The organism is Hydrogenovibrio sp. SC-1 (assembly GCF_002848135.1).
In the GTDB taxonomy this organism is placed as follows: domain Bacteria; phylum Pseudomonadota; class Gammaproteobacteria; order Thiomicrospirales; family Thiomicrospiraceae; genus Hydrogenovibrio.
On the sequence record NZ_PKGB01000006.1, the window covers coordinates 86,651 to 100,486 of the forward strand.

Below are 13,836 nucleotides of genomic sequence, written 5' to 3' on the forward strand. Positions count from 1 at the left end.
GTGTTCCTTACTTCACTAGTTCATCAATACTACGCGTTTCCCATTCTGGGAAGTGTTGACGTATTAATGCATTTAAATCGCGCTCAAAAGGGGTGTAATCACGTTTTTGAACGGTATCGGAAGCCGGCGTGTCTAGCACTTTCCGAACCATTGCTGCACCAACGGTCGCCTGCGTAATCGGGTCGATTAAAATAAAGCTACCCGTCGCACGATTGTGCGCATAGGCATCAAATGGCCAGGCCTGGTCAAAATGGATTTGTGCCTGGGCAATTTCATTGACCTGTAATTGATTCCCAGTGTTTTTTTGCAAGGTATTGACATTGATAATGGCATCAATTGCTTGTAAACGGCCGCGTGTTTTTCGCGTGGCATCTTTGAGTAAATAGCGCTGACCCACTTCAGCTGGTTTTTCATGAAGCCATACCAAATCCACTTCAACGCCGTGACTGACTTGTGGCGCAGATTGATCACTTTTCACAATCCAATCACCACGGCTAATATCCACTTCATCTGCTGTCACTAAGGTGACCGCCATAGGAGCTTTTGCCGAACTGACTGAACCGGTTTGTGGAGAAACGCTAGGCTCAATAATGTCCGCAATCTGGGTGGTTTGTCCAGAAGGGTAGACGGTAATGGCATCACCGACCGCGATTTTGCCCGCACTGATAGTGCCGCTATAACCTCGGAAGTTAGAATTGGGACGGTTGACCCATTGCACGGCAAATCGGAAATCTTGGGATTCATCCTGTTCATCGAGCGGTAGTTGTTCTAAAGATTCCAATAATGCAGGGCCTGAATACCAGCCCATCTGCTCACTAGGGGTGACAATATTGTCACCCGTTAAAGCGCTGATAGGGATGAATTGCGCTTGCTCGATACCAAGTTGTTGGGCAAATGCCCAATAATCTTGTTGGATTTGATTAAATTTCGCTTCATCATAATCAATTAAATCCATTTTATTGACGGCAATGATGAGATGGCGAATACCCAGTAAATGGGTGACAAAACTGTGGCGACGAGTTTGCTCCAAAACACCATGACGTGCATCGACCAAAATAATCGCGGCATTGGCGGTGGAAGCCCCCGTTGCCATATTGCGGGTGTATTGTTGGTGGCCAGGAGTGTCGGCAACAATGAATTTGCGTTTGTCGGTGGCGAAAAAACGATAGGCGACATCAATGGTAATGCCTTGTTCTCTTTCAGCCTGTAAGCCGTCGACCAACAACGCTAAATCAACTTGATCGCCTTGGGTGCCGTGTACTTTGCTGTCCTGTGTGACACTGTTCAATTGATCTTCAAAAATCATTTTGGTATCAAACAGCAGTCGTCCAATAAGTGTGCTCTTACCATCATCAACACTGCCGCAGGTAATAAAACGCAGCAGTTCTTTATTCTCGTGTTGTTTTAGATAGGCTTCGATATCTTGCTCTATCAGTGCGTTATTCGCATCCATGTTAGAAGTATCCTTCTTGTTTTTTCTTTTCCATTGACGCTGAAGCGTCTTTATCGATCGCTCTGCCTTGTCGTTCAGAGGTTTTGGTTAGCAGCATTTCTTGAATGACCTCTGGCAAGGTGGTGGCATTCGACTCAATGGCACCCGTGAGTGGATAGCAACCCAGTGTGCGGAAGCGAACATTTTCCACTTTTGCATTTTGCCGTAAGTCTTCAGGAAAGCGATCATCATCCACTAACACTTTCATGCCATCGACTTCAGCAACCAATCGGGGTTGTGCCAAATACAATGAGGGCACCGGAATGTTTTCTAAATAAATGTATTGCCAAATATCCAATTCTGTCCAGTTTGATAATGGGAAAACTCGGAAACTTTCGCCTTTATGGTGCTCGCAGTTATAGATGTTCCACAGCTCAGGGCGTTGGTTTTTCGGATCCCAGCGATGGTTTTTGTCGCGAAAGGAAAAAACCCGCTCTTTAGCACGGCTTTTTTCTTCATCCCGTCGAGCACCACCAAAAACGGCATCAAACTGATACTGGTCTAGCATCTGTTTTAGACCTTGGGTTTTCATAATGTCCGTGTGTAAGGCGCTACCATGTTCAAACGGACTGATATTCATCTCAATCCCTTCCGGATTGGTATGAACAATCAAATCCATGCCTACGTCCTTCGCCCGTTGATCTCGGAATTCAATCATTTCCTTGAACTTCCAAGTGGTGTCAACATGAACTAATGGAAAAGGCGGTGTGCCTGGGGCAAAAGCCTTTTGTGCCAGATGCAGCATGACCGAGGAATCCTTACCGATGCTATAAAGCATGGCTGGGTTTTCAAATTCAGCGACCACTTCGCGCATAATCTCGATGGATTCATATTCCAAGCGTTTTAAATGAGTTGTGTCTAAATGGGTCATGAACCACTCCTATGAATGAAAGGCTAAACCGCCTTGAGCGGGTTGAATAATTTCGTTGCGCACGAGAAAGTCGCCAAAATGTTCTTGGTCGAGTCCTTCTTTGCTGTAGCGTGCAAATAGTGGTGATAGCGCAGCGATAATGCCATCCTCATCTAAGTTTTCTTGATAAAGCTTGGAAAGGCGTTGGCCTTGGAAATCGCCCCCTAAATAAAGGTTATATTTTCCAAGCGACTTACCAATCAGCCCAATCTCGCCCATCACTGAGCGACCACAGCCATTTGGACAGCCTGTCATGCGGATTTTAATATCCCGATTTTCTAAATCGTGTTCTGCCAATAGAGGTTGCAATTTTGCAATCAATTTTGGCAAGTAGCGTTCAGATTCTGCCATTGCTAAGGAACAGGTGTTTAATGCCACACAAGCAATCGCATTGCGTTGCAGTCCATTTAAAGTATCAGCAGCAACTGGCTGATTAAACTGTTTAAAAAGCGCTTCAATTTTTGGTTTGTCATCAGGCTGAATATCCACCAATTGTAGGTTTTGGTTTGGGGTTAGCCTAAATTCACAAGCCTCCAATTCTGAAATGGCCAGCAATAAATCTTGTTGTGCCAGTGAGTCTGTATTTTGAATACGGCCGCCTTCAATATGGAGGACACAATGCCATAGGCCTTCATCACACTGTTGCCAGTCGTAGCGATCGGCAGAGGTGGTAAACTCAAAGGGTTTGGTGTTTTGTAACGTAAAGCTTAACCGGCTTTGTAACTCTTCGGCAAACCAGTCTTCACCATATTTTTCGATGGTGTATTTAAATCTCGACAGTTTGCGCTCTTCACGGTTGCCGAAATCACGCTGTATACACATGATTTGCTCAATGGCCTCCATTGCCTGATCTGGTTCACAGAAGCCCACCAAATTGGCAAGACGAGGGAAAGTATCTTTGCGACCAAAGGTCATGGCTAAACCACCGCCAACACTGATATTGAATCCTGCTAATTCCCCATCTTTTTCGATCGCAATTAACCCTATGTCATTGGTAAAGACATCGGCATCGTTGTAAGGTGGAATCGCAATCGCAATTTTAAATTTACGTGGTAAATAGTGTTTGCCATAAACAGGCTCATCAATTTGACCTCCGCCTGCAATCAGCTTTTTATCCTGGTCGTCGTTTAACCAAATCTCGTGGTAAGCTCGCGTTTGCGGCAAAAAGCCTTCACTGATGAGTTTGGCATAAGGATAGACCTGTCGTTGAATTGCTTTCAAGCTTGGGTCTTGGGTACACATCACATTACGGTTGATGTCACCGCAAGTGGCAATGCTGTCTTGCAAGGCGTTATCCATCGATTGAATGGTCGGCTTCAAATCGTTTTTAATAATGCCGTGAAATTGCAACGCTTGGCGCGTTGATAACTTCATGGTGTTATTGCCATAGGAGCGGCTGATTTGGTCACAATTTCGCCATTGCTGAGCGCTCATGACGCCCCCCGGCAAACGCACGCGGATCATGAATGAATAAGCGGGTTCCAGTTTGCGTGCTAGGCGATCATTGCGCACATCGCGGTCGTCTTGTTGGTAGCTGCCATGATATTTAATGATTTGGGTGTCATTTTCAGAAATTGCACCGGTGAGCTGATCAGCAAGACTGTCTTCCAATGTGCCTCTGAGGTAATGACTTTGGTCTTTTAAAATTTCAATATCGCTATCAGTGGGCGACAGTTCATTTAAAACTTTAGGGGTTGGTTTCTGTGTCATTTTGATTTCCTTAATGATGGTTCTGGGCGACATGTAGGCCGCACTCTTGTTGGCTTTGTTCAGGATTTTCCCACCACCAACGTCCCGCGCGCTCATCTTCACCAGGTTTAATGGCTCGGGTGCAAGGTTCGCAGCCGATACTGGGATAGCCTTTATTGTGTAATGGGTTAATCGGTATCTGGCGCTCTTCTAGGGCTTGCCATAGTTGATCATGTGTCCAATCCAATAATGGGTTAAATTTAATTAATTGGCGCTCACCGTCTTGTTGCAATAAGTCCAAGTTTTGACGAAACTCAGATTGCTGTTGACGCAAGCCAGTTATCCAAATGTTTGCACCGGCTAAGGCACGATTTAAAGGCTCAACCTTGCGAATGCCACAGCATTGTTTACGACGTTCAATACTGTCATAAAAGGCATTGAGTCCGTAGTTTTCAACATAGGACTTGAGTGCTTCTGGGTCCGGTTGAAAACGTTCTATATAAATGTCATAACGTTTTTCAGTCTCGTCTAGCAGGGTGAGCGTTTCTGCAAATAGACGCCCCGTTTCAAGCGTAAAAATGTCAATGGGAAGCTTTAAACGGGCAATGGCTTCTGTTATTAACTGGTCTTCTGCGCCTAGGCTGGTTGAAAACACGATGCGCTGACCTGCGTAGGTCGCTACCACGTTTTGTAAACGCTGTTCTAGGTTTTGACTCAATAACTGGGTCGAAAAATCCTCTAAGTCTTTAGTGTTGGTCATTTTAAATTCCTTCTCGAGCGACTTTTAGTACACATCGCGCTGGTAGCGCTTTTGCTGAATCAAGTTTTGCAAATAGTCTTCGGCGGCTTCTTCATCCATCTGCCCTTGTTCAGCAACGATTTTCAATAGTGTTGCATGGACATCTTTGGCCATTTTTGCTTGATCGCCACAAACATAAAAATAAGCACCAGATTCTAGCCAAGTAAAGATCTCTGTAGCGGCCTGAGAAAGACGGTGTTGCACATAGACTTTTTCAGCTTGATCACGAGAAAAGGCTAAACTGATTTTTTCCAGTGTGCCAGCTTTGACCCATTTTTGCCATTCCACTTGATACAGGAAGTCACTACTAAAATGTTGTTCGCCGAAAAATAACCAGCTTTTGCCATTAATTTGATTCGCTTCTCTGTCTTGCATAAAGGCTCTAAAGGGCGCTATTCCGGTGCCTGGCCCCACCATAATAATGGGTGCATCCGTTTTTTCAGGCAATTTGAAATTCGGATTGGGCTTGATGCTCAATGAAACTTGATCACCTTCTTGCAGATGGGCTAGCGCATTAGAGCAAGTGCCGTAACGCGTGCGTCCATTCAATTCATAGACCACTTGGCCAATGCATAGGTGCAATTCGTCTTCCACCAACGCCTGGCTGGAGGCTATTGAGTATTGACGCGAGCGTAATGGTAGCAACCAATCGACTAAATCTTGTGCTGTCAATACGCCTGCAGGTGAAGCAAGATTGAAAATATCGAGCACATCGCTTTGGTTTAAAGCAGTTTTATCTAATGGCGTATTGGCGACTAAGCTCGGCTGACCGACTTTTTCGGCATAAGCATCCAGTTGCTTAGTAGTGATGCAGCGTAATTGACGTTTGTGCGTTAGCGCTTGTTCTAATGAAAACTCTTCGCCATTTAAGGTGACCGTCTCAGAGGCACTCAATCCAGCTTGTCGAATCACACTGGCGACCAGCTCGGCATCGTTTTGGGTGCCAATGACGGCAATATCGCCTGCTTGATATTCAATACCTGAGCCATCAAGGTCTAGCTCTAAATGAAATACAGTTTTATTCGACGCTTCGTCCGTTAACGGGGTAATGGCAAGCACTTCCGCTGAATAGGGGTTGTTTTCCGACCAGACCTGGTTATTTTTAGAGGCAACGGGCGCTTGAGCAGTAGTGCTCGCGCCAGCTTCTTTTAGAAGGCTATCCCTGACAGAAATGACCCATTCATCAACGAGTGGCTGAAACTCGACATCGGCTTCAACACGCGGTAATAGACGATTGGCACCGAGTTCTGCAAAGCGGTTATCAAACTCTATCGCGGTTTGACAGAATTGGTCATAGCTACTGTCGCCTAAACCAAACACCGCATAGTTTAAGTCTGCTAGTTGGGGAGCCTTTGCTGCAAATAGCGATTTGTGAAAAGCGGCCGCCGTATCTGGGGGTTCGCCTTCACCATAGGTACTGCTGACCAAAATTAAGTGACTGATTTTAGTGAGCGCTTTGACCTTAATGTCTGATACATTGCTGAGGGTGACAGTAATAGATTCGGCTTCTAAGGTGGCTTTCAACTGTTCTGCCACCTGTTGTGCATTACCGGTTTGGGTGGCCACTAAAATGGTTACGCTCGGTAAATTGACCGATTGATTGGTTGCAGTGATGGCAGATGTTACGGTTGAAGAAGCTTGTGATAGGCCATAGAAATAGCCACTTAACCACAATTGTTGTTCTGGTGAACTGTCTTGTCGAAGCGCTTCAAGGGTTTCAATTTGGGAGGTGTTAAACAGGTTCATAGGGGTCTCTTCTGTAAAGTCTTTGAAATATGGTCGAATTATAAAAAGTAAAATCTATTAATAAAAATGATTAAAAGTGATTTAACTATCTATAAAATAGATAATTACCTTGTTTTGCCCCCAACTCATAACTGGGTTGGGGCAAGATAATCAGGCTGCCGATACTGTGCTGACTCTGGCCTTGATAACGTCACCGATCACGATCAGGGCTGGAGATTGCACGTTTTTTTCAAGAATGGTATCTGGAAAGTTTTGTAAATCCGTAATCCATACTTTTTGATTCGGACAGGTACCATTTTCAATCAAGGCAACGGGGGTGTCGGCTGCCATGTCTTTATCCAGAAGCCCAGTGCGAATTTTGGGCGCATTGTGTAGACCCATGTAAAACACCATAGTGTCTCCGGCATCGGCTAGGCGACCATAATCGACCTCCTCGAAGTCGCCTGCTTTTTTATGGCCTGTAATGAAGGAAACAGACTTGGCATAGTCACGGTGGGTGAGTGGGATACCAGATGAAGCGGCACAGCCAACGGCAGCAGTAATCCCGGGGATAACAGTTGCGCGAATGCCTTGCTGTTGCAAGGTTGCCATTTCTTCTCCGCCGCGACCAAATACATATGGGTCGCCCCCCTTTAAACGGGCAACTTTTAGGCCTTGCTTGGCGAGTTCAACCAGGCGTTGATTAATTTGCTCTTGGGGTAGCGTATGATTCCCACGGCTTTTGCCGACAAAAATGCGTTCGGCTTCGCGCCGCGCTAGGTTAACAATTTCTGGGGCGACCAGCTTGTCATACACGACAACATCTGCTTGTTGTAAAAAACGCTGTGCTTTGAGGGTTAATAGCTCAGGATCGCCTGGTCCTGCGCCAATTAAATAGACTTCTCCGCGAGTTGTTATCGCTTGCTGGTTCTGTGCTGTTTGAGTGAGCTGTTGCTGAATCTGTTGTGCTGCACCGTCCAAATCACCTTGTAAGCTTTGTTCAATCAGGCTCGGGGTTAAGGTTTCTTCCCAGAAGTCTTTGCGTTTTTCGACTGTGGGTAAGCTGGCTTTAACCTTATCGCGAAATTGACCGAGTAGCTCTGTGATTCGACCAAATCCAGCAGGAATCAGTGCTTCCAGTCTAGCCTTAAGGATGCGTGCTAGCACAGGTGAGCGACCGCCAGTTGACAGAGCAATCGTGAGCGGTGCTCGGTCAATAATGGCGGGTAAAATAAAGCGACATAAATCGGTCTGGTCGGCGACATTAACTAAAATTCCAGCGGATTCTCCCCATTGATAAACAGCTTTATTGGTGTCACGGTCATCGGTGGCGGCGATAATCAATTTGGGCTTGGTAAGTGCGTTTAAGTCGACATCGGAAAAAGATTGCTCGATCCATTGACACTGGCCTTGTTCAATCAATCGTGCCATTTCGTCTTTAACGAGTGGCGCAATAACCGTGACGGTTGCACCGGCTTCGAGTAGTAAGCTAGCTTTACGTGCCGCGATGGTGCCGCCACCAATGACCCAGCAAACTTGCTGTTGCAGTTTTATAAAAATCGGTAAGTAATCCATGATAAGTGCCTCGTAATTGTTGGCGCTATCATAGAAAAAAAGTTAAATCAAATAAAATGATTTAAATAGATTTATATATTAAATTTTGTGATATGCGAGAGGGGAATGAGGTTCTGCATCTGTTTAATGTGTTAAAGAGATGCAGAAGGCATGATGGGGCTTAATGACGGCCGTAACCACGCATATAGTGTTCCATGTGAGATAGGTCGGTTGAAATTTTGCGAACCAGTTTATCTGTATTGCTAACCACATTTTCAACTAAATTCAACGCTAAGAAAGGGTGCTCAATTCTTAAACGGTCATACATATCGCGTTGAATTTCAAACAGCGTTAGTTCCTTGGTTGCCGCTTCCATTTTGAGCATTCTGTCTTTGCCATCAAAGAAAGAAATTTCACCGATAAAATAGCCAGGACCTTGGGTTCCGACCACCATTTCATCTGCGCCATCATAAGACACAAAGTTGACCTTGCCATCTAGAATCAAGAACATGGCATCACCCGGATCGCCTTTGTCGGCAATGGTCTCGCCTTTGGTATAGGATTTTTGATTGACAAAGTGAGTCAGGCTGTTGACTTCTTCACGTGTCAGTGACGTACAAATGTGGTGCTCTTGAAAGAAGTCATAGAGTTTTTCAGAGGTCATGTCTTGCATTAAGTTCTCCTTAATGGAATTCGTTATTGTGCATTTAAGCGTTTCGAAATTTTTTTTATTGTATTGTATCTTTCTCGGCTTTGCACCCTTCTCATTTAAATCTTTTTTTGATTGTTGTCAAAATAGGGCAAAAAATAACCAGGCATGGTCGTTATTCGGCGAGTTTACTGAGGATTTCAGTCATGTCAAGAGATGAAATAGGTCGACTGTAGTAGTAGCCTTGATGTTGGTAGCATTGATGATTAATGAGGAAGGACTTTTGTTCAAGTGTTTCAACACCTTCGGCTATCACTGTCAAGCCAAGGCTCTCAGCCATCGCAATCATGGTTTTGGTAATGACTGCATCTTCTTCATCCTGAGGCAGATCTAAAATAAAAGATTTATCAATTTTCAATTTCGTGACAGGTAGTCGTTTTAAGTAAGCGAGAGAGGAATAACCTGTGCCAAAATCATCAATGGCAATATGAAAGCCAAACTGTTTCAGTTGTGTTAGTTTGAAATTCATTTTCTCTAGGTTTTCCATTAGGTTGCTTTCAGTAATTTCGAATTCAATCCATTCCGGTTTGCAGTTAGATTGCTTCAGGAGTTCGTCAAGTTTTTCGATAAAGTCATCTTGCTGGAGGTGCTTGACTGTTAAGTTCAGAGATAGCTTTGGTGGGTTAAGACCGAGATCGAACCAGTGTTTGAGCTGGTGTAGTGCCCCGCGCATCACTTGTCGATCTAATTCGACAATGAGATTGGATTCTTCGGCAACTGGAATAAAAGCGATGGGTGGTAATAGTCCTTTGGTGGGATGTTGCCAGCGGACCAAAGCTTCCATGCCAATTAGTTTTTCGGTTACTGCATGATATTGCGGTTGATAGTAAACTAAAAACTCTTGTTGATGTAGGGCTTGGCGAAGGCTGCTTTGCATGGCCATTTGCTCAAACGCTTTATTGCTGAGTTCTTCTGTATAAAACTGGAAGTTATTTCGACCTTCATCTTTGGCGCGATACATTGCAGCGTCAGCATATTTAAGGAGGTCTTCAGGGGTGTCGGCATCTTTTGGGTAGAGGCTCATCCCAATGCTGTTGGACAAAAGAAATGTATGACCTGTCACTTGGATGGGGTCATGGGTCGCATCCAATATCTTTTGTGCAAGGGTAACGGCATCTTGCGGGCTGTTAAGAGATTCTTGCAAAATAGTGAACTCATCCCCTCCCAGTCTAGCTAAGGTGTCTTCGGCTCGAATGGTACGGCGAATTCGGTTGGCAATGATTTTCAGTACTTCATCACCGATATCATGCCCGAGAGAATCATTGATCTTTTTGAACTGATCCAGGTCAATAAAATGCACAGCAAAAGCGGTTTGAGCACGTTTAGCTTTTTCGATGGCGTATTGTAAGCGGTTATTAAACAAAGTTCGGTTGGGTAACTGGGTTAATTCATCGTGATGCGCTTGATGTTTTAAGATTTCTGTTTGGTGTTTGAGCTGGATTTCTAAATTGCGACGTTCGGTAATGTCTTCATAGGTACCGAGCATACCGACAATTTGTTGCTGACCGTTTTTCAAAGGCATTCTCGAAACTAGCCAAGTTTTTTCGGAGCCATCTTCATCAACATAACTTTCTTGTTGGGTGAGTGTTGATTGACCGGATTCAATAATGGCCATATCGGTTTGGAAGTAGTAATCGCCTTGGTCGTCTTGCCAAGGTAAATCATAATCGGTTTTGCCGATTAATTGCTGCTGAGATTCAAGTTGTGCATCCGATAGGAATAGTTGGTTCGCGCCTAAGTATTTGCCCGCTAAGTCTTTCCAGAAAATGCGAACCGGAACGGTTTCCAATACATTTTCCATTAACTCTTTCTGTTGGGTTAATTGGGCTTCAATGTTTTTTAATTCTGAAATGTCTGTGTCAAATAACACCACCGCATCCTGGCCCTGATAGGGTAGGTGCTGCAAAATGGCTTTAACAGGGTATCGACTGCCATTTTTGCGCTGGTGAATAGAGAGGTTGGTCACCGTTTTCTGGCTGCCTTCAAGCGCTTTCAGTTTTTCAACGTGCTCAAGGGTTAGATAAGGGTTGGTGTCCAGTACGGTGAGTTGCGTCAATTCTTCAAGCGTGTAGCCTAGGTTATTTAAAGCGCAGTCATTCGCATATAAATATCGTAGGTTATGGTAGTCAAAAATATAGATTTCCTGGTGGGCAATTTGCATTAAATGCGCCAATTCTTGATATCGACGTTCCAGTTGTATCAGATGGGTAATGTCGCTGGAAATACCAACGGCTTTTATTGGGGTTTGATTTTCATCATATTCAATGTGGCCAACCAATTCGATAAATACTTCTGTGCCGTCTTCTCTAACCAATTTATGCGACAAATGTTGTTTTTGGCCTGTTTCAATGGCCGTTTTCAGTTTGCGCTGCATTCGTTCGCGATCGGTCACTGAAAGGGAGTTGAGGAGATAGTCCAATGTTGGGGAGAAGGTGGCTGGGTCTTTGCCGTGCATTTTGTAGATTTCACTGGACCAACTCAGCTTGCCGGTTGCAATATCCAGTTCCCATAGACCCACCTTGGCAAACTCCTGGAGTTGTATCAACCGTTTTTCTTGCTTTTGCAAGGTCGGTTCAGCTTGTTCAAGCGGGCGATGTGACATTACAGTTCTCAACAATAAATTGTTGGTCAGTATAGCGCAGGTTTTTTTAGAAAGGTATATTTCACAGGGAATTGATGATAGAGATATTTTATTAGGATATTGGTTTGGTTTTGTAGGGGGTGGAGGGTTTGAAGGGTTTTAGAAGGGTAAAAAAACTCGCTTGAAATCCAAAACCGGATCGACAAAGCATTTTTAAAATAACTTTTACAAGCGAGTTAAAACAACATCATTTAAATAGCGAGTTAAAAAACTCATCATTATCTTAATGTGGCTTGGGGTGTTGAATTGTGAAAGAAATGTGGAGGATGCGTTGGGTTATTCGAGACGCTTATCAAGGTGACCATGATATAATGCGCTTTTGTGAAGCGATTATGACCAAAATGGTTAGTTATGAGCTTCGCATAATTGAATTTGTTGCGTTTTTGACGCTTTTTAGGAAGGTTTATGGAAACACGATTTACCCATTTTGATGTCATTGTTGTCGGTGGTGGACACGCAGGCACCGAAGCGGCTTTGGCTTCAGCTAGAATGGGGGTTCGGACGCTGTTATTGACCGATAATATCGATACCTTGGGTCAAATGTCCTGTAATCCAGCGATTGGTGGTATTGGTAAAGGGCATCTGGTTAAAGAAGTGGATGCACTGGGCGGTGCTATGGCATTGGCGATTGATGAGGCCGGAATACAATTTCGTACTTTGAATGCATCAAAGGGTCCTGCTGTGCGCGCAACACGCGCCCAAGCAGATCGAGTTTTGTACCGTCAGGCGATTCGGACTCGATTAGAAAATCAGCCGTTTTTAACCTTGTTTCAGCAACCCGTTGAAGATTTGCTGGTTGAAGGTGAACATGTTATTGGTGTGAAGACACGCATGGGGTTAAGTTTTTATGCGGCACAAGTGGTGTTGACAACGGGTACTTTTTTGGCTGGTCGCATTCATATCGGGTTGCAAAACTATGAAGGCGGGCGAGCAGGGGATGCGCCAGCAAACCGCTTGGCAGAAAAGTTGCGAGAATTGGCATTGCCTGTTGGTCGTTTGAAAACGGGAACGCCGCCGAGAATTGATGCGCGGTCGGTGAATTTTGATGCCATGCAATGTCAGCCAGGCGATACGCCTTTGCCCGTTTTCTCTTTTATGGGTAAGGTAGCGATGCACCCTCAGCAAATGCCTTGTTACATTACCTATACCAATGAGCAGACCCATGATTTTATTCGCGGAGCTTTAGATCAGTCGCCTATGTATTCGGATGCGGGTGAAATAAACAGTGTCGGACCGCGTTATTGCCCGTCAATTGAAGATAAGGTGATGCGTTTTAGTGAGCGCAACCAGCATCAGGTATTTATTGAGCCAGAAGGCTTAACGTCTAATGAACTTTACCCTAATGGTATTTCGACCAGCTTGCCGTTTGAAACTCAGGTGCAGATCGTGCAGTCGATGAAGGGGATGGAAAATGCTCGTATTATGCGCCCTGGCTATGCCATCGAATATGACTATCTTGATCCGAGAGGATTGAATCCAACCTTAGAATCTCAAGCCATTCATGGCTTGTATTTTGCCGGGCAAATTAATGGTACAACTGGCTATGAAGAAGCGGCAGCACAGGGGCTGTTAGCGGGATTGAATGCCGGTCGTCGTGCGCAGGAGCTGCCGCAATGGTATCCTCGTCGAGATGAAGCGTATATTGGGGTGATGGTCGATGACTTGATTACGCTGGGAACCTCTGAACCCTATCGAATGTTTACTTCGCGAGCAGAGTATCGACTCATGTTGCGGGAAGATAATGCTGACCAACGGTTGACGCCGATTGGGCGAGAATTGGGTGTGGTGGATGATGCACGTTGGCTGGCATTTGAATCAAAAATGGAAACCTTGCAGGCCGAAACCAGTCGGTTGAAACAAACCTGGATTTACCCGCAGCATGCGGATGCTAAAAAAGCGGAGGCCTTGATGGATCTGCCGCTCAGTAAAGAGCAGACGCTATTCGATTTATTAAAACGACCGAATGTACGATATGATGCGTTGGCAACGCTATCGATGTTCGGAGCGTCAGTCTCGGATGCCAAGGTGGTTGAACAAATTGAGATTGAAGCAAAATATATGGGGTATATTCTGCGTCAGCAAGAAGAAATTGATAAGTTAAAACGGGCTGAAAAAGTGTTGATTCCAGAAGGATTGGATTTGGACCAGATTTCAGGTTTGTCTAATGAAGTAAAGCAAAAGCTAAGAGATCATCGCCCTGCAACCTTAGGCATGGCCTCACGAATTTCAGGGGTGACGCCAGCAGCGATTTCATTACTGTTGATTTATATTAAGAAATGGCGCCAATCCAATAAAGTGACAGAGAAGACAAACTAAT

Annotated in this window: 9 protein-coding genes; 1 reads left to right on the plus strand and 8 read right to left on the minus strand. The window is 44.8% G+C overall.

Translation table 11 applies throughout. The features are described 5' to 3' along the window. Positions 1-7: 7 nt before the first annotated feature. The 8 genes from cysN to CYQ88_RS04980 all read right to left on the minus strand — a co-directional run bounded on the left by cysN (position 8) and on the right by CYQ88_RS04980 (position 11,480). Entirely contained in the window at positions 8-1,453 is a 1,446-nt protein-coding gene (cysN, locus tag CYQ88_RS04945; RefSeq protein WP_101840242.1) for a sulfate adenylyltransferase subunit CysN, read from the minus strand. Between the two features lies 1 nt (position 1,454). Next, entirely contained in the window at positions 1,455-2,363 is a 909-nt protein-coding gene (gene cysD, locus CYQ88_RS04950; protein WP_101840243.1) for a sulfate adenylyltransferase subunit CysD, read from the minus strand. Positions 2,364-2,372: 9 nt separating this feature from the next. Then, positions 2,373-4,112 (minus strand): NADPH-dependent assimilatory sulfite reductase hemoprotein subunit, encoded by a 1,740-nt coding sequence (locus tag CYQ88_RS04955; RefSeq protein WP_101840244.1) that lies wholly within the window; start codon positions 4,110-4,112, stop codon positions 2,373-2,375. Positions 4,113-4,122: 10 nt separating this feature from the next. Continuing rightward, a complete protein-coding gene (locus CYQ88_RS04960; RefSeq protein WP_101840245.1) occupies positions 4,123-4,851 on the minus strand; it encodes a phosphoadenylyl-sulfate reductase in 729 nt (242 codons plus the stop codon). A 24-nt stretch (positions 4,852-4,875) separates the two neighbouring features. Then, positions 4,876-6,636, minus strand: a complete 1,761-nt coding sequence (locus CYQ88_RS04965; RefSeq protein WP_101840246.1) for an assimilatory sulfite reductase (NADPH) flavoprotein subunit — start codon at positions 6,634-6,636, stop codon at positions 4,876-4,878. Between the two features lie 150 nt (positions 6,637-6,786). Beyond that, on the minus strand, positions 6,787-8,190 hold the full coding sequence (gene cysG, locus CYQ88_RS04970) for a siroheme synthase CysG (protein ID WP_101840247.1): 1,404 nt from the start codon (positions 8,188-8,190) through the stop codon (positions 6,787-6,789). Between the two features lie 160 nt (positions 8,191-8,350). After that, positions 8,351-8,842 carry a Crp/Fnr family transcriptional regulator gene (locus tag CYQ88_RS04975; RefSeq protein WP_101840248.1) on the minus strand — a complete coding sequence of 164 codons (492 nt, stop codon included), beginning with the start codon at positions 8,840-8,842 and terminating at the stop codon, positions 8,351-8,353. Between the two features lie 151 nt (positions 8,843-8,993). Beyond that, positions 8,994-11,480, minus strand: coding sequence for an EAL domain-containing protein (locus tag CYQ88_RS04980; RefSeq protein WP_101840249.1), 2,487 nt, complete (start codon positions 11,478-11,480; stop codon positions 8,994-8,996). 444 nt (positions 11,481-11,924) lie between these two features. Between CYQ88_RS04980 and mnmG the strand changes: the two genes are divergently transcribed. After that, on the plus strand, positions 11,925-13,835 hold the full coding sequence (gene mnmG, locus CYQ88_RS04985; RefSeq protein WP_101840250.1) for a tRNA uridine-5-carboxymethylaminomethyl(34) synthesis enzyme MnmG: 1,911 nt from the start codon (positions 11,925-11,927) through the stop codon (positions 13,833-13,835). Position 13,836 lies beyond the last annotated feature (1 nt).